Origin of the sequence: Carboxylicivirga agarovorans (genome assembly GCF_050589845.1) — a bacterium.
In the GTDB taxonomy this organism is placed as follows: Bacteria; Bacteroidota; Bacteroidia; order Bacteroidales; family Marinilabiliaceae; genus Carboxylicivirga; species Carboxylicivirga agarovorans.
Genome location: NZ_JBNGPA010000010.1, coordinates 93,167 through 119,926 on the forward strand (window position 1 = coordinate 93,167; position 26,760 = coordinate 119,926).

The window sequence follows — 26,760 nt, forward strand, 5'->3', positions numbered from 1 at the left end:
TTTGAGGCAGTTTTTACAGTCATTTTTTGGCCTTTCATCAAAAAAGTAAGCTAAAAGCCATATAACTTAATAACTTGGGTATTTAGTTTTTACCAAAACTACTTCGTTATGCAAACCCAAAGCCCAATTAACAGGTTGTTAAAAAAAACTTGTCTTACCTTATTCGCAATACTATTACCTGGTTTGATCATTGCTCAAGATGATTTCTCTTCGACACCAGTAACTGAGGCTGACGAAGATGCCACCTATTCGTATACCATTATTGCTACTGATGATGGCGTTGTTGATAATGTGGCATTCTCATTATCCGTCAGTCCTTCAGCCCCATGGCTATCGATCAATGATACTGATGCCAATGACGGGCAGGCTGTATTAACAGGAACCCCGACCAACAATGAAGTTGGCTCCTACGAAGTAAGCATAACAGTCAATCCGGAAACGACGCCAGACACACAGGTATTCACACTGACAGTGAACAATACCAACGATGAACCGGAATTTACTTCAACACCGGTTACAGAGGTTGATGAAGATGCCACCTATTCATATACGATTACTGCTACCGATGCTGATGCTGACGATAATCCAACCTTCTCATTGTCGGTTAACCCGGCAGCTCCTTGGTTATCAATCGATGATTCGGATGCCAGTGACGGGCAGGCTGTATTAACAGGAACCCCGACCAACAGTGATGTTGGATCCTACGAAGTAACCTTAACGGCTAATCCGTCAACAACACCCATCACACAGGTATTTACACTAACGGTAACTAACACCAACGATGAACCGGAATTTACTTCAACACCGGTTACAGAGGTTGATGAAGATGCCACCTATTCATACACCATTACGGCTAGCGATGCAGATGCTGACGATAATCCGACCTTCTCATTGTCGGTTAACCCGGCAGCTCCTTGGTTATCAATCAATGATTCGGATGCCATTGACGGGCAGGCTGTATTAACGGGTACACCTACCAACAGCGATGTTGGATCCTACGAAGTAACTTTAACGGCCAATCCGTCAACGACACCCATCACACAGGTATTTACACTAACGGTAACTAACACCAACGATGAACCGGAATTTACTTCAACACCGGTTACAGAGGTTGATGAAGATGCCACCTATTCATACACCATTACGGCTACCGATGCAGATGCTGACGATAATCCGACCTTCTCATTATCCGTTAACCCGGCAGCTCCTTGGTTATCAATCGATGATTCGGATGCCAGTGACGGACAGGCTGTATTAACGGGTACTCCTACCAACAGCGATGTTGGATCCTACGAAGTAACCTTAACGGCTAATCCGTCAACAACACCCATCACACAGGTATTTACACTAACGGTAACTAACACCAACGATGAACCGGAGTTTACTTCAACACCGGTTACAGAGGTTGATGAAGATGCCACCTATTCATATACGATTACTGCTACCGATGCTGATGCTGACGATAACCCAACCTTCTCATTGTCGGTTAACCCGGCAGCTCCTTGGTTATCAATCAATGATTCGGATGCCAGTGACGGGCAGGCTGTATTAACGGGTACACCTACCAACAGCGATGTTGGATCCTACGAAGTAACCTTAACGGCTAATCCGTCAACAACACCCATCACACAGGTATTTACATTAACGGTAACTAACACCAACGATGAACCGGAATTTACTTCAACACCGGTTACAGAGGTTGATGAAGATGCCACCTATTCATACACCATTACGGCTAGCGATGCAGATGCTGACGATAATCCGACCTTCTCATTATCCGTTAACCCGGCAGCTCCATGGTTATCGATCAATGATTCGGATGCAAGTGACGGGCAGGCTGTATTAACGGGTACTCCTTCCAACAGTGATGTTGGATCCTATGAAGTAACCTTAACGGCCAATCCGTCAACAACACCCATCACACAGGTATTTACACTGACGGTAACTAACACCAACGATGAACCGGAGTTTACTTCAACACCTGTTACAGAGGTTGATGAAGATGCCACCTATTCATACACCATTACGGCTACCGATGCAGATGCTGACGATAATCCAACGTTCTCATTATCCGTTAACCCGGCAGCTCCTTGGTTATCAATCAATGATTCGGATGCCAGTGACGGGCAGGCTGTATTAACGGGTACACCTACCAACAGTGATGTTGGATCCTATGAAGTAACCTTAACGGCCAATCCGTCAACAACACCCATCACACAGGTATTTACACTGACGGTAACTAACACCAACGATGAACCGGAGTTTACTTCAACACCTGTTACAGAGGTTGATGAAGATGCCACCTATTCATACACCATTACGGCTACCGATGCAGATGCTGACGATAATCCAACGTTCTCATTATCCGTTAACCCGGCAGCTCCTTGGTTATCAATCAATGATTCGGATGCCAGTGACGGGCAGGCTGTATTAACGGGTACACCTACCAACAGCGATGTTGGATCCTACGAAGTAACCTTAACGGCTAATCCGTCAACAACACCCATCACACAGGTATTTACACTAACGGTTAACAATACCAATGACGAACCGGTATTTACTTCTACTCCTATTACTGGTGCAGCTGAAGATGCTGTTTATTCATATACCATTATCGCCACTGATGATGATGCGGATCAAAATCCGACATTCTCATTGTCGGTCAATCCGGCAGCTCCTTGGTTATCAATCAATGATTCAGATGACAGTGACGGGCAGGCTGTATTAACAGGTACACCTACCAACAGTGATGTTGGCTCCTATGAAGTAACCTTGACAGCCAATCCGTCAACAACACCCATCACACAGGTATTTACACTGACTGTTTCCAACTCAAATGACGAACCGGTATTTACTTCAACACCTGTTACAGAGGTTGATGAAGATGCCACCTATTCATATACTATTATTGCTACTGATGCAGATGCTGACGATAATCCGACATTCTCATTATCCGTTAACCCGGCAGCAGCCTGGTTATCAATCAATGATGCAGATGCCAGTGACGGGCAGGCTGTATTAACGGGTACTCCTACCAACAGTGATGTTGGGTCCTATGAAGTAACCTTGACGGCTAATCCGTCAACAACACCCATCACACAGGTATTTACACTAACGGTTAACAATACCAATGACGAACCGGTATTTACTTCTACACCTATTACTGGTGCAGCTGAAGATGCTGTTTATTCATATACCATTATCGCCACTGATGCAGATGCAGATCAAAATCCAACATTCTCATTGTCGGTCAATCCGGCAGCTCCTTGGTTATCAATCAATGATTCGGATGCCAGTGACGGGCAGGCTGTATTAACAGGTACACCTACCAACAGTGATGTTGGCTCCTATGAAGTAACCTTAACGGCCACTCCATCAACGACACCGGTCACACAGGTATTTACACTGACTGTTTCCAACTCAAATGACGAACCGGTATTTACTTCTACACCAGTCACAGAGGTTGATGAAGATGCCACCTATTCATATACCATTACCGCTACTGATGCAGATATTACTGATAATCCAACATTCTCTTTGTCGGTCAACCCTTCAGCCCCATGGTTATCAATTAACGACGCGGATGCCAGTGACGGGCAGGCTGTATTAACGGGAACACCTACCAACAGTGATGTCGGCTCCTATGAAGTAACCTTGACGGCTAATCCGTCAACGACACCCATCACACAGGTATTTACACTGACGGTGAATAATACCAATGATGAACCGATATTTACTTCTACTCCTGTCACAGAAGCAGATGAAGATGCCACCTATTCATATACTATTATTGCTACTGATGACGATGTGGATGATAATCCGACATTCTCATTATCTGTTACCCCCGCTGCTGATTGGTTATCGATTAATGATACGGATACCAATGACGGGCAGGCTGTATTAACCGGTACACCTACCAACAGCGATGTCGGCTCCTATGAAGTGACCTTGACGGCCAATCCATCGACGACACCAGTCACACAGGTATTTACACTAACGGTTAACAATACCAATGACGAACCGGTATTTACTTCTACTCCTATTACTGGTGCAGCTGAAGATGCTGTTTATTCATATACCATTATCGCCACTGACGATGATGCGGATCAAAATCCGACATTCTCATTATCGGTCACCCCTGCTGCTGATTGGTTATCTATTAATGATACGGATACCAATGACGGGCAGGCTGTGTTAACAGGTACACCTACCAACAGTGATGTTGGTTCATACGAAGTAACCTTAACGGCCAATCCATCAACGACACCGGTCACACAGGTATTTACACTGACTGTTTCCAACTCAAATGACGAACCGGTATTTACTTCTACGCCAGTCACAGAGGTTGATGAAGATGCCACCTATTCATATACCATTACCGCTACTGATGCTGATGTCACTGATAATCCAACATTCTCTTTGTCGGTCAACCCTTCAGCCCCATGGTTATCAATTAACGACGCGGATGCCAGTGACGGGCAGGCTGTATTAACGGGAACACCTACCAACAGTGATGTCGGCTCCTATGAAGTAACCTTGACGGCTAATCCGTCAACGACACCCATCACACAGGTATTTACACTGACGGTGAATAACACCAATGATGAACCGGTATTTACTTCTACTCCTGTCACAGAAGCAGATGAAGATGCCACCTATTCATATACTATTATTGCTACTGATGACGATGTGGATGATAATCCGACATTCTCATTAAACGTTGACCCGGCAGCCCCATGGTTATCAATTAATGATGCAGATAACAGTGACGGGCAGGCTGTATTAACAGGAACTCCAACCAACAGCGATGTTGGCTCCTATGAAGTGACCTTGACGGCCAATCCATCAACGACACCAGTCACACAGGTATTTACACTGACAGTGAATAACACCAATGATGAGCCGGTATTTACTTCTACACCGCTTACTGAAGTGGATGAAGATGCTGTATATTCCTACACTATCATTGCTACTGATGATGATTCGGATGATAATCCGACATTCTCATTGTCGGTCAACCCTGCTGCTGCCTGGTTATCGATCAATGATACCAATCCTGACGATGGACAAGCTGTGCTTACAGGAATACCTACCAACAGTGATGTTGGAACTTATGAAGTGACCTTAACGGCCAATCCGTCAACAACACCTGTTACACAGATCTTTACACTAACTGTAGTTGACCTTTTCGGCGAATTAACCATTACACAGTCAGCTAATGGTGCTGAAGGAGGAACAAATGGCTCATTCAGGATCAACCTGTCGAGACAGCTAGTTGACGCAACAAATATTACGGTATCGACTTCAAACAACTCGGCTGTAGAAGGTGATGATTTTACGATAGGTACTATTCAGATACCACCTAACACAAGTTTTGTGGATGTGCCGGTAGAGATTATCGATGATGACCTGGTTGAAACAGATGAAACCGTAACAATTACACTTAACACTTCTGATAATGTTGATGCCATCATTGCTTCACCGGATAATGTAAGTATTACCATTGCTGATAACGATGGTTTTATAAGCATTTCTGATGATTTAACAATGAATGGAGAAGAAGGCGGCAACAATGGTTCATTTACCATCACCTCATCCAGACAATTTCCGGTGGCCACAAATATAACCGTGTTAACATCCAATAACTCTGCTGTTATTGACAATGACTTTACAATTGGTACCATTACACTGGATGCCAATACCAGTTCAGTGGTTGTTCCGGTAACAGTTATTGATGATGATTTGGCTGAAAACACAGAAGATGTAACTATTACGCTTGATGCTGTTACCGGCAATTCCAATGCTCACATTGCCGTTTCAGACATTAGTACCACACTCGCTATTGCAGATAATGACATTCCTGATTTAAACATCACGGGCGGGCCTTTCACCATTACTGAAGGTTCTTCTGGTAACATTTTTAGCGTTGGCTTAAGCGCTCAACCGCAAAACAATGTAGTGGTGGACATTAGCTGTGTAAATCCGGATATTTCTTTTACACCCGCCACTATTACTTTTACAAATGCGGACTGGGCTGATAAAGAAATCAGTTTCTCTGCTGCCGGTGACAGCGATCTGTTAAGTGAAACGGACCCGATCAATATATCTGTTAACGATGCGGGCAGCGATGATTTATTTGATGGTTTAAGTGAAACCATTGGATTAACAGTTACCGATACTGATGCTGCAGGCATAGTAATAACAGGTGGCCCACTTACGGCTGACGAAGGAAGCACAGGCAATACCTTCTCTGTCGCGCTGGCGGCACAACCCGCAAGTAATGTTGTTATTGATATAAGTTCGGTCAATACTGACATTGATTTTTCTCCATCGTCACTAACGTTTACCAGTTCCAGCTGGGGAGATCAGGAAGTGAGCTTCACGGCCAATGAAGATGATGACCTCATTGATGAACTGGACCCAATAATTGTTGCAGTCAACAATGCCAGAAGTGATGACGAATTTGATGATCAATCATCCGTTATCAATCTTACTATTAACGATAACGATATTGCAGAGTTATCTATTGCAGGTACTACAGCAGCTGAAGAAGATGCCACAAGTGGTTTATTCACTATTACAGCCTCACAGGCAACACTTGGTGAAACGGAAATAAGCCTTAACATTAGCGGATCTGCAATAATGGGCACTGATTATGAAGCTATCAATTCAACATTGACAATGCCCGACGGTTCCAATGCATTAACTATTCCAATTAACCTTATACCCGATAACCTGGTTGAGGGGTTGGAAAATGTGCGTATTGAGATGCTCAGTGTCAATAATGACAAATCAGGTATCTCCGTATCAGAAGCCACAGCTTCTATTAACATCTTAGACAATGATATTGCCGATCTGGTGATTTCCCAAACAACCTTCTCTGTTAACGAAGGTACTAACGATCATACCTTTAATGTGGCACTCAGCGCCCAACCTCAAAGTGATGTGGTTGTTGATTTAGTAAGTAATAATCCGGATATCAGCTTATCTGCCAACACGCTTACATTTACAAATGAAAGTTATGGTAATCAAACTGTCACATTTGACTGTCTTGATGATGATGATTTAAGCGATGAATCAGCCAATATCACCATTGAGGTAAATAACCCTCTGAGCAATAGTCTTTTCTATAACTTAAGCTCCCAGATAACCGTTGACATTACGGATAATGATACACAACCGGAGTTTACCTCTACACCAATAACTGTTACCAATGAGGATGCCGTATATACCTACAATATTAACGTAAGTGATGCCGATGGCGATATACCGCTTATTACACTGGTTACACCAGCTGATCCTAACAGCACCTGGCTGTCACTTACCGACAATAATGATGGTACAGCAGTTTTATCGGGCATACCTCTTCAGGCTGACGTAACCGGTTCTGGAGATCCTATCGATGTTACAATAAGAGCAGAAGATGATCTGACATCTATTGAGCAATCCTTTACTATTACAGTTAATAATGTTAATGATTCTCCGCTCATCAGCAACAGTTCATTCTCAACACCGGAAAACCAGGCGCTTACAATTGCTTTAAGCAGTTTTGCCAGTGATGAAGATAACAATATTGATCCTTCAAGTCTGATTGTTACCTCAGCTCCCGACTTCGGAACTGTTGACACCGATACTCCAGGTGAAATAACCTATATACCGGCCAACGGTTTCTCAGGAGAGGATAATTTCAATGTGCAGATACAGGATCTGAACAGGGCATACAGCAATGTGGGTACCATAACCATAACGGTTTCCAACGAGGCTCCGACAGCCATTGACGACAGCTATACAACATCTGAAGACAGATCAATTGTTATGAATGTTCTGGAGAATGATACGGATCCTCAAAACAATCTATCAAACAGTTCATTAATTGTTATTGATGCACCTTCATTGGGTACCGCTGAAGTTCATATAACTGACGGCACCATTACCTACACACCTAATGCAAATGAGTATGGTGAAGATAGCTTTACTTATCGCATTTGTGATGAAGGTGGTTATTGCGACCAGGCAACCGTTAGCATCACCATCACCCCTGTTAATGATGCCCCTCTTGTTAATGACGATAATTTCACATTGGATGAAGACAGTAATCTTGATTTGGCTATTCTTGAAAATGACAGTGATATTGACGGTTCTTTAAATACGGCGAGCCTCGCCATTATTACCGATGCCACCAATGGTACATTAACCATTAATGACAATACCATTAATTATTCACCTGATGCAGACTACAATGGTTCTGATAGCTTTGTGTATTCAGTGGCTGATAATGAAGGCATCAGTGAACAGGCAATGGTATCGATAACCATCAACGCCGTTAATGATGCTCCTGTTGCTATCGATGACGAAGGTGAAACAAGCGATGTAGCATCTGTTGTTATTAATGTTCTTGCCAATGACTACGATGTCGATGACAACCTTGATCTGGCCTCTCTGTCAATTCTTAAATTTCCGGATAATGGCTCTGTTGAAATTAACGGAACAACAGGAAACATCACCTATGAGCCCAATGAAAATTACTTTGGCACCGACAACTACCAGTACCAGATATGTGATACAGATGGTGAATGTACTGAGGCGACAGTGCGGATAACAGTTACCAGTGGAAACACCAAACCAATTGCTAATCCGGACTATAAGCAGGTAGATGAAGATGGTCAGATCAGTTTTAGCCCATTGGAAAATGACAATGATCCAAATAATAACCTAGATGTAGAAAGCCTGGAAATTATTGAAGGGCCAAAGTTTGGTATTCACCAACATACTGAAGGAAGTGATATAATAGTATATACTCCAAATGCCAATTATTTTGGAAATGATACCATCGTATACAGGATTTATGACCAAGGCAGTCCTTCCTTATCTGATCAGGATACTGTGTTTATAACGGTTAATCCGGTCAACGACCTGCCTGTGGCTGCTGATTATAATCTGGATGTATTTGAGGGAATACCTGCAACGGTTAACCTGGCCGAACTGGGAAGCGACATTGAAATGGGTGTTTTAACTATTTCAATTGCAGATAATACGAACATTGGAGGTACAGCCCGTGTATTAGACGACCAGCAAACGCTTGAGTATACAGCAAACTTTGGCACACGATGTTTAGCATTTGAACTCTTCTACACATTACGCGATGAGGAAGGTGGTGAAGACGATGCCACTGTTTTCATTGATGTGATCCCTATGGATACGGATAATGATAACATTCCTGACCACATTGAGAATCCTGATAATAACAACCGGGATTCGGACAATGATGGCATACCTGATTTTGAAGATGACGATTCGGATGGCGATGGTATTTCTGATATTATTGAAGGCGGTATTTCAAATATATGTACAGACATGCCGCTGGATACAGACAATGATGGAGTTCCCAACTATCTGGATAAGGATTCAGACAATGATACAGTGCCAGATAATGAAGAAGGAATTGCTGATTGTGACAATGATGGGTTAGCCAATTATATCGATTCATTTGATGACTGCGCTGACAGGGCAAGCATTGATGTACCTGAAACCTTTACACCAAATGGTGACGGTATTAATGATTACTTTATAATAAAGGGCGCCACTTCAGAAGATCTGAAGAACAATGAACTATTTGTGTTCAATCGCTGGGGCGGACAGGTTTATCATATGGTCAACTATAACAACACCTGGGATGGTAAATCAAATTCGGCCACACTCGGAAGCGAAGAACTATCGGAAGGAACCTATTTCTATGTGTTCAAGTCAAAAACAGGCACATTAATAAAAGGAACAGTTTACATTAAGCGATAAAACACCTAACTATGAAAGTGAATATCAGACGACAGCTATCGCTTAAACAAAGCGATCTAATAAAACTAGCAGTTATATGTTGCGCTTTACTTGCAGGTTCATTAACACAAAATGCAAGAGCACAACAAGACCCGATGTATACCCAGTACATGTTTAATACACTGGCTTATAACCCTGGCTATGCCGGAACACGTGAGGTGTTAAGTATAATGGCGCTGTCGCGCCATCAGTGGGTAGGTTTCGACGGAGCCCCGTCCACACAAACGCTGACAGCCCATTCGTCTGTTGGAAAAAATATCGGACTTGGGTTCTCACTGATGCACGACAGACTTGATCCAACGCGACAAACCGGTGTATATTTTGATTATGCCTATCGTCTAAAGATTAATGACAAGAGTAAGTTATCCCTTGGTATTAAAGGAGGTTTTAACTTTTATCAAAACAACTTCTCAAGCCTTAGTACCGGCAATGTAGCAGACGACCCTGCCCTGAGTGGTTCAGACTACAATAAGTTTTTGCCCAATTTTGGCTTTGGTCTTTTTTATTATTCTGATAAATTTTACTTCGGAGCTTCCGTACCTAAACTGCTTGAAAACAAGCTTGACAACGGTGATATTGAAGTTCTGGGAACAAGCGGTAAAGAGGCACGTCACTACTTCTTTACCAGTGGTTACGTTTTTGATCTGAACGATAATGTTAAGTTCAAACCAAGTGTGTTGGCCAGGTTAACACAGGCTGCACCAATGTCTTTGGATATTAACATGAACTTCCTGCTTAGAGATAAACTCTGGGTTGGAGGATTCTATCGCATTGAAAGTTCTTTTGGGGCTATTGTACAATATCAATTTAACCAGCAGTTTAAGGTTGGATATGGATATGATATGACCACCAATGAATTAAGTAATTACAACAACGGCACACACGAAATAATGTTATTATATGAGTTTAATTTCACAAAAGAAAAAGTTCAGCATCCTAGGCATTTTTAAGGCTAAAGTACTGTTGCTTATAATGGCTTTTGGCATTTCTCATTTGGCCCTTTCTCAATCCAAGGACCTTGAAAGTGCTGATGAGTTATTTAATAGTTTTAGCTATAACAAAGCTATTAAGGCTTATAAAAAACTAATAAAAAAAGGCCAGCACACGTATTATTGCTACACTAAAATTGCTAAATCCTATTCTAAGCTAAACAACTTTGAAGAAGCTGCTGTATGGTACACTAAGTGTACTGAGCATGCTGATTTTGATTCTAGAATATACCTTGAATTAGGGCAGGAATTATTGAAAGCTGGTAAGCAGCAAGAGGCCTCTGAGAATTTTCACAAGTATTACCAGCAAAACAATATGCCACATCAACTGGCTTCACTCACCTTTATGGAATACTACAATGAACTTATGAGAGATTCCAGCAGGTATAAGGTGACGCCCTTGGAAGTCAACACTTCATTTGATGAGTTTGGTCCGTCTTTATTAGGCAATGACTTGGTTTTCACTTCTAACCGTCCGGTTAAAAGCGTGGCTAAACGAAGTGACGCCTTAACCGGACAGGCATTCTTCGATCTATACTCCCTGAACAATGAGACAAGAGAGGTAAAGGAGTTCAGTAAAGAGTTGCAGACCAAATACAATGACGGGCCAATCTGTTTTTCGTCCGATTCAAAAACAGCTTACCTGACACGAAACGCCAGTTATGATACCAGGGAAATAAACACCCTTGATATATTTGTTTCGCAATTAGCCAATGATAAATGGTCGAAAGAGGTTAAGCGCCTTCCGCTTAGAAAAGGCAATTACACTGTGGCACATGCCTATATAACAAGAGACGATAAATTCATTTATTTTTCGTCAAATATGCCAGGTGGATATGGAGGAATGGACCTTTATGTATGTGAACTGAAAAACGGTTACTTAAGTCAGCCTCGCAACCTGGGCCCTGTTATTAATACAGCGGGTAATGAAATTTTCCCTTTTATTAATTCAAAAGGAACTCTATACTTCGCTTCTGACATGCATCCGGGGCTAGGCGGTTATGATTTGTTTTTCTCGACACAGGCCGATGGTAATTTTAACCTTCCATTTAATATTGGCTATCCGGTCAATACCACAGCTGATGATTTTAGTCTTGTTATGGATCCTGGTGAAGCCTCCGGTTTTTTTGCATCAAACCGGCAAGGCGGAGCGGGCGGTGATGACATCTATGCGGTTCAATTTATAAAGCCTCTGGCCTATTGCATTATTGATGCGAGTATACACAGTGAAGAAGATTCAACGTTATTGTCAAATGCCCTTATTAACATTACCGATGTTGAAACCGGCAAAATGATGACAATTAAATCGAATCAATCGGGTAAATTTAATTGCTATCTGAAAAAAGATAAAAAATATACGTTTGAGGTCAAACGTAAGTTCTACTCTGACTTTAAAGGAGTTCTGACACCAGAAGAGCTTCAACAATATGATGTATTGAAATTAAATATCGGACTAAAGGAAAAGTAGGTTTTTTATCGCTCTTGATTTATTACTTTTGCGGTAATGAATGAGTCTTTTTTAGTCTATCACGAGCCCGTTTTTCGCCCTCCATCGGAGGCGAATTCTGTTATATTACAAGTTACTCACGGTTGTAAATGGAATAAGTGCAACTTTTGCGAAATGTACACAAGCAAAACCTATTCGGTTAAACCACTGAGTACTATCACAAAAGAAATCACTTTACTATCAGGAATGCACCCCAATGCCTATCGTATATTCATTGGTGATGGTGACTTGTTTACTGTTGACTTTTCTATTATTCTGGAAACACTGCAGCTTCTGAAGGCAAATTTCAGACAGCTTAAGCGTATCTCTTGTTATGCTTCAGCAAGAGAACTGGATAAGTTTGACAAGTTACAGTTGGTTCAGCTAAAAGAAGCAGGACTTGATTTATTATACATTGGCCTTGAATCAGGAGACAATGAGGTTTTATCATTAATCAATAAAGGCACAAGCGCTGAAGTGCAGGCTGCTGCCTCATTGAAAGCAAAAAGTGCTGGTTTCAAGTTGTCTGTAATGATATTGAATGGCATCGGAGGCCGTAAGCATACCGTGAATCATGCCATAAACTCTGCTAAACTTTTAAACCAGATACAGCCTCAATTACTTGCTATGCTGGTTATCTCATTTCCCTATGGATTTGAGCACTTTAAAAATCGTGTTAAAGGTGATTTTGAACCATTATCGCAATTGGAGATGCTCAAGGAAATGCGACTTATACTTGAGAACCTGGAACTAAAAAGCACTGTATTCAGAAGTGATCATGCTTCAAACTACCTGGTTTTTAAAGGCGGTTTAAACCGGGACAAGGATAAGTTCATTAATCAACTTGACCACATTATTGAACATACCATTCATGTGCCAAAACCACATTTAAATGAAAGTAGATTTTTATAATCTACTTTTTCATTTTCAGGACTACCGGTAAGGATAGAAAGGCCAGAGCACCAACTATTTTATAAGTTAACTCAAGGCTAAGGTAATCTCCCATCAGACCAACCACCATAACCATAACTGCACCGATTAGAAAGGTTGTGGTCATAAAAAGAGAGTTTACAAAATTGTTATGCCGGGTTTTGTATTCATTAACGATGGCTAAAAACACCGGTCCTGTTGCAAATAAAAATAAGCCGGTTGCTATTAAGGCCGCTATTTGAAGCCATCCGTCTGTATAAAGAAATGCAAAGAACAATACGGGTGCTCCAACAGATGCAATAAGCAAGGTATTTCGGCGTCCTATTTTATCTGAGATTGTTCCCGCGAAGAATGTACCAACAACACCTGCTCCTTGCAAAATAGCCAATGCAATACCTGCAAACCAGGTTGACTCTCCCCTGCCGGTTAAAAAAACAGGCAGGTAAAATGTCAAAGCCGATTTCATGGCAGCTCTGAAAAATAGTATTAAAGCAATACTGCTGATCAGTGGAAAAAAGCTTTTAAAGGTTTTCAGATATTCAAGGCTACGCCCTGACTGTACATTTTCAGCAATTGATATATTCCTTAGCCTGAAATACAGGATAACTGAGGCCAGTATACCTGTTGGAATAAAATAGCTTACGCCTCTCAATCCCCATAATTCAACAGCACCTAGTACAGCAACCGGTCCTGCCGACCGAGCCAGTTCACCTCCTACCATATAGAAGCTCATACCCATACCTATGCGGTTCCCCGACACTTTACGCATCATTACAGGTGAGGGAACATGAAAAAAGGAACTACTGATACCGCTCATCAATACCAATAGTATTAAGGTAATTTTATTTGGTGCAACAGGCACCAAGCTCATGGCAATGGCTGTTATGGCCGGTGTGAATATGACAAAATACCTTGCTTTGGTGCGTTCTGCCAACATACCAACCAATGGGTTTAGTAAGGTGGGCAGGCGCTGAACTACAGACAGAAAACCGGCAAAGGTCAGGCTAATACCCATCGAGTCGCGCAATAAAGGTAGAAGAGGAGCCAGAAAGGCCGTATATATATCATGAAAAAAATGCGCAACCGTTAGTAAACTAACTTTTCCTATTTGAAATTGACCTTCCTTATTCATTCTATTCCATTCATCTGATGAGGTAATAACAGACCTGAACTGGCTGCTTAAAATGGGAAACAAAAAAAATCCCGGGCTTAAACCCAGGATTTCTATTATTTAAAATGGTAAATCTTCTTCCGGACTGGCAGGCGGTATATCTGCCTCGTTAAATGAAGGCGCAGGAGCATCTGGTGGCAATACTGCCTCTTCTTTTTCAATGCGCCAGGCTTCCAGGTTTGAGAAATAATTAACGCGACCATCTTTTTCCCACTTGCGGCCTCTGATATTAAAACTCACCTTTATTTTATCACCCAGCTGGATCGGATCCATTAGGTTACACCTGTCTTGTGTTAATTGAAACTTAATAAAGTCGTTCCAATCAGAATTACGCTCATTTACTACTTCAATAACAAATTCGCGTTTTTTAAAACTCGCACTAATATCTTGTGTATCGTCTTTTACGATTACGTTTCCTGAAATTTCGAAATTCATTCTACCTGTTTATTCGTTTACAACTACTTTAATTATTTCATCTCCCTGACGGATATCATCTATTACATCAAGCCCTTCCACAACCTTACCAAAGCAAGTATGCTGTCGGTCAAGGTGTTGTGTATTTTCACGACCATGACAGATAAAAAACTGAGAACCGCCGGTATTACGTCCTGCATGAGCCATTGATAAAACCCCACGATCGTGATACTGATTATCACCATCTAACTCACAATCAATACTGTACCCTGGACCACCTGTACCTGCACGAGGACTGCTTTTATCTCTTGAGTGAGGACATCCCCCCTGAATTACAAAATCAGGAATTACCCTGTGGAAGGATAAACCATCATAAAAGCCTTCTTTTGCCAGCTTAACAAAGTTATCAACGGTATTAGGTGCATCGTTCTCATAGAACTCAACCTTCATAATACCCTTTTCGGTATGAATTTCTGCTGTTTTCATCTTTAATATATCTTTTTTCCTTTATCTCTAACGACCAAGCAAAAGTACGATAAATTGTTGAAGCATCACAGTAGATACTTTGCTCATTTACCTGAATTTATTTATTAAAATATTCCTCATGTCGCCATGCCGGATCAGATATATTTCAGCTGTTCACTTCCGCACACCACATTGTTACGCAAACGGTCAATATTAAAAGACTAAAAAGTCCGCTAAATACCTCAATAGCCTAATTATGTATTCTTTACGGATTTTGGCACGCCAATTGATTTACTCTCAACGTTGTTAATTAATAAAAACTAATTGTCATGAGAACTTTAAATAACCTAACTAACGTAAAATCTATTTCAAGTGTATTGTTTATTGCATTAGTAATGTCATTAAGCCTTTCGGCACAGCCAATGATGAATGATTCATTCGACTACGAAACTCAAATGGAAGTTGAAACATGGATGACTGATCTGGAATCTTTTAATATTATTGATGAACCGACATTGGAAGTAGAAGAATGGATGACTGATTTAGATTACTTCTTTACTGAGGAAGTTGAAGTTATTGAAGTTGAAGCATGGATGACCGATCTAAGTGAATTCTACACAGAAGAAACTGAAGTAATGGAAACAGAAGAGTGGATGACAGACCTTCGATCATTCTATGTAACTGATGAGATGCCTTTAGAAATGGAACCATGGATGGCAAACCTTGACGAGTTTACAAATACTTTCGATACTTATTTAATGGCCGATGCTGATGAAGTGACTCTGGAAGTTGAAGACTGGATGACTAACTTAAATGATTACAGCAAAGTGGACGCCAATGAGATTGAAGGAATCAAGCAGATAGATATTGAAAGTAACTGCCCTGTTCTTATCGCTTTAAAGAACTAGAAAAACAAAGTCATGACAACAACATATCTCCTTGCCGGTAAATAGTTACCGGCATTTTTTATGCTTAAAAAGTAACATGTTCAATTCTGATAGATTCTTGACTTCCTCCTTAAATGACAACTCTTTAAACGCTTTATTGCTAATTATTACAATGCCAACATAGTTATTACCAGGCAGGCACGTCCTTTTTAAAATGGATGCAAAACTTGATTGAAAGAGATGATTGATACGCGCAAGAGATGGATATGTCGCTTCAGACTTCCCTTTTCCTTCGTCAAAGCCGCCATGACGCAATATCCACTCTTATCACTGACTTTCAACCCATTCCATTCTCTTGTTATTCATCGTTCACTTTCGAACACCACTTTGTTACGTTAACGGTCAATATTAAAAGACCAGAAAGTCCGCTAAAGATTCTATATATCTATCCCAGTGTTCATTACAATCTTTGGCACATCGATTGATATACAATCAGCGTTGTTAAATATTAAAAACCAATTGTCATGAGAACTTTAAATAACCTAACAAGCGTAAAATCTATTTCAAGTGTATTATTTATAGTATTAGTAATGTCATTAAGCCTTTCGGCACAGCCAATGATGAATGATACTTTCGATTATGAAGCTCAAATGGAAGTCGAGAACTGGATGTCTGATCTTGAATCATTTGATAATAATGACGAAGCAACAATGGAAGTAGAAGAATGGATGACCGACATGGATAATTTTTACACTGAAGAAGTTGAAGTTATTGAAGTTGAAGCATGGATGACCGATCTAAGTGATTTCTATACGGAAGAAGCTGAACTAATTGAAACAGAAGAGTGGATGACAGACCTTCAATCATTCTATGTAGCTGATGAAATGCCTTTAGAAATGGAACCATGGATGGCAAACCTTGATGAGTTTACAAATACTTTCGATACTTATTTAATGGCTGATGCCGATGAAGTAACTCTGGAAGTTGAAGATTGGATGACTAACTTAAATGATTACAGCAAAGTAGACGCCAATGAGATTGAAGGAATCAAGCAGATTGATATTGAAAGTAACTGCCCTGTTCTTATCGCTTTAAAGAACTAGAAAGACTAAGTCATGACAACAACATATCTCCTTGCCGGTAAAAAGTTACCGGCATTTTTTATGCTTAAAAAGTAACATGTTCAATTCTGATAGATTCTTGACTTCCTCCTTAAATGACAACTCTTTAAACGCTTTATTGTAAATTATTACAATGCCGACATAGTTATTGCCGGGCAGGTACATCCTTTCTGAAAGGATGCAAAACTTGGTTGAAAGAGATGATTGATACGCGCAAGAGATGGATATGTCGCTTCAGACTTCCCTTTTCCTTCGTCAAAGCCGCCATGATGCAATATCCACTCTTATCACGGACTTTCAACCCATTCCATTCTCTTGTTATTCATCGTTCACTTTCGAACACCACTTTGTTACGTTAACGGTCAATATTAAAAGACCAGAAAGTCTGCTAAAGATTCTATATACCTATCCTAGTGTTCATTACAACCTTTGGCACATCGATTGATATACAATCAGCGTTGTTAAATATTAAAAACCAATTGTCATGAGAACTTTAAATAACCTAACAAGCGTAAAATCTATTTCAAGTGTATTATTTATAGTATTAGTAATGTCATTAAGCCTTTCGGCACAGCCAATGATGAATGATACTTTCGATTATGAAGCTCAAATGGAAGTCGAGAACTGGATGTCTGATCTTGAATCATTTGATAATAATGACGAAGCAACAATGGAAGTAGAAGAATGGATGACTGACATGGACAATTTTTACACTGAAGAAGCTGAAGTTATTGAAGTTGAAGCATGGATGACCAATCTGGTTGATTTCTATACGGAAGAAGCTGAAGTAATGGAAACAGAAGAGTGGATGACAGACCTTCAATCATTTTATGTAGCTGATGAAATGCCTTTAGAAATAGAACCATGGATGGCAAACCTTGATGAGTTTACAAATACTTTCGATACTTATTTAATGGCCGATGCCGATGAAGTAATTTTGGAAGTTGAAGACTGGATGACTAACTTAAATGATTACAGCAAGGTGGACGCCAATGAGATTGAAGGAATCAAGCAGATAGATATTGAAAGTAACTGCCCTGTTCTTATCGCTTTAAAGAACTAGAAAGACTAAGTCATGACAACAACATATCTCCTTGCCGGTAAATAGTTACCGGCATTTTTTATGCCTACGTTAAAAATTAACAAAAATAAGAATACAGCTTTTACTAGAAATAACGAATTGACTGTACGCCTTTTTCTTCCTCTTTCTTTGTCACTTTCTTACGATTGAAACGCCTGTCTCTGTTGCGCCTGATAAAGCTGTTACTATCAATGGTCAATGAAATTTCATGACTCCCCGAGTTCAATGAAGGCTGAGCACCAATGGAAAAATCGTAAGAATAACACACCGCCATTGACTTTGAAACCCGGACACTTAGCAATGAGGCCAAAGTATTATTGGTTCGGTACGAAGCACCAACCCAAAACAGGCTCTTATACATCATTTGCAGATTCAAATCGAAAGAGTGATTGGCAGACGTTCGCAGACGTGCCAGGAAAGATGGCTTTAAAAATACATTATCACTTACACCAAAGGCATATCCGGAGGTTAAAAAGGCTGTACGATATAATTCCAACACAGCGCCACCTGTTTCATCCTGTGACAATTCATTGTTTAATATCTGAGGGATAGATAGACCAAAATAAAATGTAGGAGAATAAACAAATGCTCCTGCTCCAAAATTTGGCTTTAGGCTATTTTCAATGTTCTGAGCAAAAACCGGATCATTATCTTCAATCACTTCGAGCGATGACAAACCAATATTATAATGACTTAGCTTCGCACTCATTCCCAATGACATAAACATATTATGATTAAGCCTGATCAAATAACTGTAAACTGCGGTAAATTCATTATTTTGTATTGGTCCGTTTTTATGATGCAATAAACTGGCTCCCAATGAAGCCATGCGTTTATTAAGAGGCGAGTGTACATTTATGGCATAGGTCGACGGAGCATCTTTTATACCCATCCATTGTTGGCGGGACAGCACATTAACACTAAACGAATTACGGACTCCTGCATAAGCCGGATTTATCATCATCTGACTGTTCATGTACTGAGATGATATCATATCAGCCTGTGACCATGCATCCATCGCCACCAAGATACCCAACACTGCGAGTATGACGAGTTGCCACATTCTATGTCTTCTGCTTTTACCTGGCAACATAAACAAATCCTGTTAGTTGTTTATCAAATCCGTTTATCGTAATAATATAATAATAAGTACCGGCGGCAACCATCTTTCCTTTATTATTCCCTTTATTGGCAATGCCATCCCAATCGTTTTGATAATCATTGCTTTGATAAACCTGACTTCCCCATGAATCGACAATTGTTAGTTTAATACCCTGGTAGGTTGAGAAATCAGGCACAAAGAAAGTATCATTTATACCATCACCATTGGGAGAAAAGCCTTCGGGAATATAAAAGTCAATGTCACCCCCGTGTCTGACATCAAATAATATTTTAGCCTGACTGCAATCGTTATCTACATCACAAATAATGTATTCAAGCGAATCTTTACCTACAAAACGACGCTCAAACTCTACCTCAAGCATATTATCTGTGTTCAGGTAGAAATCACCCTGTTTCAGTTCGCCAAGAATGGTGATGGTTAAGGGGCCGTCTCCTTCAATAATATCATTGTCCAAAAAATCGATTGTAACAGGAGTCCCATGCAGATATGTAACTGAGTCATTAACGGCTTCAGGCTTAAAATCTACATTTTCAATATCAACGAAAACACTGGCTTCATCGCAGCTGCCATCGGTATTGCATACCTTGTATTTAAAAACATCTTTACCAACAAACGAATGATCAGGAATAAATGTAATGGTATTATCAGATTCTACGACCGCTTGCCCATTTTCAGCTTCGCTAACAATGGTTAAACTGCCAACTCCATTCCCGAGACCAAAATCATTGTTTAACACAGGAATATTAACAGGTTTATTTTCTAATCCTTTAATCAGATCATCATTAGCATAAACAGTTTCCTGTCCTTTTAATTGACTTGTAAAAAAGACCGATAACAATAATATGACGACATATCTATACATAAAATCCACTTCTTCTGAACGTCCCGATAATCAAAAGTAATATTAATAAGTTTAATTCAATATAAATTCTTAATCGAACTCTTATTTAGAATCAAGACTTAAAGCATTAAACACAAATCCTGATGCCTCATTCGTTTTGCGTATTACACTTCAGAGTTGTATAGCTCTGTGTTCATTTTTCTTCAAGCCGCTTGTTAACAGCGGTCGTTTTGTCTTTCTAATCCGGTTGTACTGTGCTTATATTTAAATGTCTAATTTGTGATATATCACCTAAAAACTAAGCACCATTCAATCTCCATTAAGGATTAGCATTATAGTTTCGACTCACCAAACTGTTTGCCTGCATCAGATCTCCAGGTTATTCAACGATTTAATTTGCTATCTGTTTAACTTGAGTCGCTTAAGAGCCTTATTACGCTTGTTTCTATTTCGTTCGGAGCAGGGAATGGAAGCCTTCGATTTATCTTTACAAATCCGGTATTTGCAGACTAATTGGTAAGCACTACCATAATCGAGCTGTGCACCGGTTAAGCCTAGCTGATATTCAAGCCCTACAATAAAGTTATTAAGCTGAACGCCTCCTGCCACTCCAAGCCCGAGGCTCTTGCCAAAGCGATGATCCATGGTACGGCGATAACTAACTAATCCCCATAATGAGAGATTAGGATCAGGCGTGGGGAAAAATCCCTTAACACTTAAATCTAATTTACTATCAACCAACATATTTCGGCGATACATAATCAAAGGTTCAAGAAATACATCGCGATCTGCCAATTTAAATGTCGTACCGCCGTGTATATGAATATCTGAGGTCAAAGCCGGTTCATCTTCGTGACTGTACATGGGGTTATTCTGAGGTAAAATATTTGTAACCGAAAAACCCACATGATATTCGTTGTATTTAAATAAAATACCCGCATTTGAATTAAATCCCCAGCCACTATCATTTGCGCCTGAAATGGCCGGATCTAAAATGGCACCATCACTTAATTGCGTTTGGTCAACCGAGCTCTGCTCCGCATTAACAGACAAACCAAAGGTCATTGATGCTGTTCGCCGGCGTTTTCTTGTAAACATCACCTCATATGACAAGGAGGTCTGAAAACCCATTTCGGAATAAAAACCATTTCTATCATTATAAAAATAAGTTCCCATTCCCAGACCTTTCGTTAAGGGTCCCTGGTAACTGAGCACTTGGGTTGTTGGGGCATCGTCCATGCCGAACCATTGTTTCTGATAATAGGCACTAAACTCGTAACAGCCTTTATAAAAGCCAGTTCCAGCCGGGTTCATCAGATACAGGTCATACATGTACTGATTGGTTATATAATATTTCTGTGCTTTGGTTACTGAAACAGCAGCCACCAAAAACAACATTAGTATCAACTTCTTCATCTTATCACCTATCTCTTAAGTGTAATGTGTCCTTTTACGTACTTTTTGAGAGGTAACACTTCAATCACGTACCAGTATGCATCTGAAGGCACAGGCTTACCAATATACTCTCCGTTCCAACCTGGCTCTGAAGCCATATATTCTATCAATAGCTTTCCAAAGCGGTCATATATTTTAATGATAGAATCAGGGAACTTATCCATCCCATCAATTTCCCATCTGTCGTTGAATCCATCTCCGTTTGGTGTGAAGAAATTCGGAATATCTATATCAACTATTGAGTTTATAGTAACTGTGTCACTTGCCATGCATGTATTAACATCGCGAACCTGCACTATATACGTGCCATTTTCCAGCTCTTTAAACAAACTTTCTTCTTGCCATTCTTCATCATTGAGCGCATATTCATATGGTTCAGTTCCACCTTCGGCCAGAATGCCAATTTGCCCATATACTAAAGTGTCAAGCTGTGCAATAAGCGGCGTTTCATTAAACACAATTGTTGTTGTATCGTGTAGCCAGAAACAGCCATCAAGGACACTCACCCAATAGTCACCGGGCTCTTTTGCTGTATATGTAGGTAATTGAGTTCCATCAAACCAACGATATTCGATAAAATCATAGCCTGCCTCAAGCAATAATGAATCACCGTTACAGATAGCCGTATCAGGACATAGCTCATAGTCAGGTTCAGGTAATGCATGTATCATTCGTGTATCAAAGCCATAGCAACCATTTATATCTGTTACGGTAACCACATTAACTGTGTCTGATAAATTGGCATATGTCGATGGTCCACTAGCACCGTTATGCCATTCATATGATTCAAAACCAGGTGTAGCTTCCAAAAGAATCACATCTATTGGACAAATTGAAGTGTCAGCACCAATGCTGACATCTGGAATCGGATACCAGTTAACCTGGGCTGTTGCCTCACCAACACAACCTTTGTCCGTTTCCGCCGATAAGGTATAAGTACCCTTTGTAACGTTGATGGATGGTGTTGTTGCTCCATTTGACCATTTAAAATTAGTTAAACCGGCAGGAGCGTGTAAGGTTCCCTGATCACCTGAACACACAGTTGTATCGGCAACAAGCATATTTGGCAAAGGATTAGCTGTGATCAAAACATTATCTTCTGCTGTACATCCCGAAGCGTTTGTCACTTCACATCTATAATTACCACTTGCGGTAACTGCCAAAGATGATTCGTTAAGACTATCATCTCCATTCCAGCGATATGCGACATGCGAAGCATTAGCAGTTAATGTAATCACATCACCTTCGCACATTTCACGATCAGCTCCCAGGTTTACCTCCGGCACTGGCAATGTGATAATTACAACTGTATCTTCACTTTCGCAACCATTAGCATCTTCAATGAACAAACGATACGAGCCAGCCTCATTGGTATTCCAATCAGCATTTGCAATAAGGTGAACATCGCCACCAGCGTTTACTTTATACCAGTCGTATGAATTGGCTGTTACTATCGGATTACTCAATGTAACCGTAGTGTTTTCGCAAGATTCAACCGGATCAGGCAGATTAATAGCTGTCGTTGTGTGTTCTCCCACAGTCACATTATCTGTAGCCGAACAGCCATGCTCGTCATAAGCAGTAACCGCATAGTTTCCGGCTCCGTCTATTTCAAGTTGTGCTGTTGTCCAATCGGCAAAATGACTTTGCCCGCTATTCCATACCAAATAGTCAAAAGCTCCATCTCCTGCTGTAAAATTATTTACTGAAATGATCTCTGTTGCTTCGGGACAAATATTAGCTGGTGCTGCAAGGCTAATTGAAGGGTTCAAACGTCCAGCCACAGTAATCTCACTTGTTTTTGTACAACCTCCTATTGTTGCTTCAACCATATATATTCCCGGTGTGGAAACCGTTATTTCGTTCCCACTTAAGGCATTATCCAATACACCGTTAAAATACCACACATATCCATCTGTATAACCTTCGGCAACCGCAATATCCAACACCTCACCATCACAAAGGTCAGCTTCCAGATCCTGTAATTCGGGAGCATCCACAAACGACACTTCCACATCGTCGGCCACTGCACAACCATCATTATCAATAGCAGTCACAAAATATCGTCCGCTATTAGCGGGCGTTGCCGGGCTTATCTCGTATTGATATTCGGGTGTAGGTGTAGGCAGAGGATTGATGGCTCCCACTCCATCTTGCTGGAAGCTCCATTCATAGTCAGAAAAATCACTTCCCTGATTAATGGTTAATGTAACGCCCGCACATTCTTCCCTGTCAGGCCCCAGATCAAAAGGTTTCGGCGCCAGGAAATCAAAATTAAACTCATCGCGCGTTGTACAACCGTTGGCATCAGTTATTTCCAACCAGTAATCACCAACTACATCAACAGATAATTCAGCACCCGTAGATGCATCAGACCATAAATAGGAATAAGCTGCGCCTGTCAACGGGGCTGGTATGGTCGTCGTTGCAGCCACACAACCAAGTTGATCAGCAATGTCAAACACAGGTAACGCATTCACTGTCACAGCGAAATCCTGTGATACAGGACAGCCTTCTGCAGCCCATACAGTAAGCGTATAAGTACCGGAGCTTTGAGGCTCAATAAAGCTTTGGGTTGGATCGGCATTTAAGACACTTCCATTATATGACCATTCAAATCGTTCAATTCCTGTATCATCAGCCACTATACGCTCTCCCACACATACTTCTGTTCTGTCCAGTGTAATAACCGGCAGAGCATGAGTGGTTAATTGTTTACTATCGGTATTTGAGCAGTTAAGGTCACCTGTTACTGTCAGCCAAACATCCCGGGTTTCACCCTCTGATAGTGTCACTGAAGTGGAGTTTCCGCTCGTACCATCAAACCATTCATACGTGCCCAGGCCGGCAGGCACTTCAAAGTTGATGGTTTCATCGGGACAAACAATCGTGTCAGCACCTAAATCAAATTCCGGTAATAAAAACTCGACATAAATACTATCTGTTTGCATGCAGCCACCAAAGTTCACTTCGGCCTGAACCCAGTAGGTTCCCGACTGCGAGACAGCAAAAGTAGGGTCAGTTGATTGAACCACACTGCCGGTGTGTTCTGAAAACCAGTTATAGGACTTCATCGGTTCGGCAGTACGCAATACTATTTGATTGCCCTGACACTCTTGTGTAGGTCCCTCCAGACGAAGCTGTCCATAGGAAGAAAAGTAACCATAACTTGTACTCCCCTGATTTTCATCCAGGATACTTAAATGAAACAAACCATTTGTATTTTCAATGGAATGGGGCGCACCAGTTGTAATATTCAATTGGATAACACCACTATACCATGTTTCATCAGCCGGTCCTGTATCAGTACCAACAACCTTTTCCCAGCTAATAGCATCCAGGTCGTTACGCACATTACCATTCTGATCTCTGAAGATAAATGAATTAAGATTCTTTTCCTGCGTTAATATCTGCACCCAGAACTCAAGTGTAAAAGTGCGGACAAAACTGACGTACTTGGAGCCGGTACAGCTTGAACTAGGCAATATGGCACTCCCCATTTCATTCCCAGTCCTGTTCCATAAACTGGCCAGCTGATAAGCATAAACGGGCTTATCGGCATCAATGTAAAGCGCATTTCCTTCTATATCCAATTCCAACTGTTCGCCCCTTGACAATCGACGAACAAGTTGTCTGGAATTGTATATCACTTTCACATAGGTGTCATCCTGGGTTGCCAGAACATATACCTTATTGATCGTACGGGTATCAGGGTTTGTATTAACAGCGATGTATTCAGTTCCGATAACAGAAGTTGGTATCAACTGATCTCCGATAAGGTCGTAAGGTCCATATCCGGAACCTTGCCAGATACTATCATCACTGATTGTTATTGCTATATCTTTATCAGAAGTAATATATGTTCCGGCAAGAGAAGAGCCGGGTGAAGCATCATTTTGGTTTTCGATACAATAACTCTGCCCTCTGTTTAAAACGATTGTAAACGGTACATTGGCAGCATGACCAACAACTGCAACAGTTGGTACAATGGTAATACTTGTATTATCTTCGGTGGCAACAATGTCCACTTTTTCATCAGCAATCTGGCGATGTGGCTTATTACGATAGGTATTTTGAGAAGGCACAAAGAACTCTGTTCCAAGTCCGTTGTGTCCTTTCAGGGTAAATTTATCAGGGTTTACACCATTGGCTACTTCATAATAAACAGTAATATCTTCATCAGAGGTAATTAATATACCTTTATTATTAACATTGTCTGATGGGTGATTTTCAACCACATCCTTATCCAGATCAATGCGCTCCTGGGTATTGGCATTAATCCTGATATTTTGAATTATTCGCCCTCCATCAGCAGGCATGCTAACAGTAACGTTTGCGTCATTATCAAGTGCAGTTATCCTGAATACAATAGGTTCATCACCGTGGTCAACAGTAACATCAGGTGCAACAAACCAAAACTCTCTACCTACCTGAGCATTAGCCGTTAGTGACAATATAAACAAACAAAAAAATACAAATAAGCTCTTTCGCATTGCATTAAAATTAGGTCATACAAATACTACAACACATTCATTATGAACATGAAAAAACATCTCTCAAGTAAAATATTTACTTGACCCAACACACCTTTTCAACCTAGCTTACTCGTAATATAGCTCTGATCAGAGCTAAAAGTCATTTCCGTCCAACCCTTTACTTTAAGCTTTCTATTTAATACTGCAATTTTAGTTATAAGGTTGCAAAAACCGTTACATATTTAACTAAATTATTTTTCAACAAGTGAAGTGGTGAATTTTCATTTAGCTATAGCGTTTATTCACACCGAATTGTTTAAAATGAATTAAAATTAGCATAGTCTTTTTCGTATCACTTATAAATACCCTATTTTAGTCCTGTTAAGAAAAGGAAATGTATATAACTGCTACACATTTTAATACCTTAAATAAATCCGGCAAAGGACTCTACGAATGCTGGATTAATTGATTTATTCCAATCAATCATTACA

The 26,760-nt window shown here is 40.6% G+C and carries 14 protein-coding genes; 7 read left to right on the forward strand and 7 right to left on the reverse strand.

Going from position 1 to position 26,760, the window contains the following annotated elements; translation table 11 throughout:
- Positions 1-108: 108 nt before the first annotated feature.
- The 4 genes from ACRD69_RS12460 to ACRD69_RS12475 are packed head-to-tail and all read left to right on the forward strand — an operon-like array spanning position 109 to position 13,218.
- Entirely contained in the window at positions 109-9,792 is a 9,684-nt protein-coding gene (locus ACRD69_RS12460) for a putative Ig domain-containing protein (protein WP_430815424.1), read from the forward strand.
- A gap of 11 nt (positions 9,793-9,803) precedes the next feature.
- The gene (locus ACRD69_RS12465) at positions 9,804-10,781 is read left to right on the forward strand and encodes a PorP/SprF family type IX secretion system membrane protein (protein WP_430815425.1); all 978 of its coding nucleotides are present in this window, start codon (positions 9,804-9,806) and stop codon (positions 10,779-10,781) included.
- The gene (locus ACRD69_RS12470; RefSeq protein WP_430815426.1) at positions 10,732-12,288 is read left to right on the forward strand and encodes a hypothetical protein; all 1,557 of its coding nucleotides are present in this window, start codon (positions 10,732-10,734) and stop codon (positions 12,286-12,288) included. Before ACRD69_RS12465 ends, ACRD69_RS12470 begins: the two co-directional genes overlap by 50 nt.
- Positions 12,289-12,324: 36 nt before the next feature.
- On the forward strand, positions 12,325-13,218 hold the full coding sequence (locus tag ACRD69_RS12475) for a radical SAM protein (protein WP_430815427.1): 894 nt from the start codon (positions 12,325-12,327) through the stop codon (positions 13,216-13,218).
- Position 13,219: 1 nt separating this feature from the next.
- Here ACRD69_RS12475 and ACRD69_RS12480 read toward each other — a convergent pair whose 3' ends face one another.
- The 3 genes from ACRD69_RS12480 to ACRD69_RS12490 all read right to left on the reverse strand — a co-directional run bounded on the left by ACRD69_RS12480 (position 13,220) and on the right by ACRD69_RS12490 (position 15,307).
- Positions 13,220-14,368 (reverse strand): MFS transporter, encoded by a 1,149-nt coding sequence (locus ACRD69_RS12480; protein WP_430815428.1) that lies wholly within the window; start codon positions 14,366-14,368, stop codon positions 13,220-13,222.
- 99 nt (positions 14,369-14,467) lie between these two features.
- Complete coding sequence (locus ACRD69_RS12485; protein WP_430815429.1) at positions 14,468-14,842, reverse strand: DUF3127 domain-containing protein; 375 nt, start codon at positions 14,840-14,842, stop codon at positions 14,468-14,470.
- 9 nt (positions 14,843-14,851) lie between these two features.
- Complete coding sequence (locus tag ACRD69_RS12490) at positions 14,852-15,307, reverse strand: peptidylprolyl isomerase (protein ID WP_430815430.1); 456 nt, start codon at positions 15,305-15,307, stop codon at positions 14,852-14,854.
- Between the two features lie 308 nt (positions 15,308-15,615).
- On the opposite strand from ACRD69_RS12490, the gene ACRD69_RS12495 reads away from it, so the two are divergent.
- From ACRD69_RS12495 to ACRD69_RS12505, 3 genes are all read left to right on the forward strand, one after another.
- Positions 15,616-16,194, forward strand: coding sequence for a hypothetical protein (locus ACRD69_RS12495; RefSeq protein ID WP_430815431.1), 579 nt, complete (start codon positions 15,616-15,618; stop codon positions 16,192-16,194).
- Between the two features lie 503 nt (positions 16,195-16,697).
- Positions 16,698-17,276 (forward strand): hypothetical protein, encoded by a 579-nt coding sequence (locus ACRD69_RS12500; RefSeq protein WP_430815432.1) that lies wholly within the window; start codon positions 16,698-16,700, stop codon positions 17,274-17,276.
- Between the two features lie 502 nt (positions 17,277-17,778).
- A complete protein-coding gene (locus ACRD69_RS12505; protein ID WP_430815433.1) occupies positions 17,779-18,357 on the forward strand; it encodes a hypothetical protein in 579 nt (192 codons plus the stop codon).
- A gap of 103 nt (positions 18,358-18,460) precedes the next feature.
- On the opposite strand, the gene ACRD69_RS12510 is transcribed toward ACRD69_RS12505, so the two are convergent.
- The 4 genes from ACRD69_RS12510 to ACRD69_RS12525 all read right to left on the reverse strand — a co-directional run bounded on the left by ACRD69_RS12510 (position 18,461) and on the right by ACRD69_RS12525 (position 26,287).
- A complete protein-coding gene (locus ACRD69_RS12510; protein ID WP_430815434.1) occupies positions 18,461-19,438 on the reverse strand; it encodes a PorP/SprF family type IX secretion system membrane protein in 978 nt (325 codons plus the stop codon).
- 16 nt (positions 19,439-19,454) lie between these two features.
- Positions 19,455-20,360 carry an Ig-like domain-containing protein gene (locus tag ACRD69_RS12515; protein WP_430815435.1) on the reverse strand — a complete coding sequence of 302 codons (906 nt, stop codon included), beginning with the start codon at positions 20,358-20,360 and terminating at the stop codon, positions 19,455-19,457.
- Positions 20,361-20,738: 378 nt separating this feature from the next.
- Positions 20,739-21,755, reverse strand: a complete 1,017-nt coding sequence (locus ACRD69_RS12520) for a PorP/SprF family type IX secretion system membrane protein (RefSeq protein WP_430815436.1) — start codon at positions 21,753-21,755, stop codon at positions 20,739-20,741.
- 8 nt (positions 21,756-21,763) lie between these two features.
- Entirely contained in the window at positions 21,764-26,287 is a 4,524-nt protein-coding gene (locus ACRD69_RS12525; RefSeq protein WP_430815437.1) for a T9SS type B sorting domain-containing protein, read from the reverse strand.
- Positions 26,288-26,760: the final 473 nt, after the last annotated feature.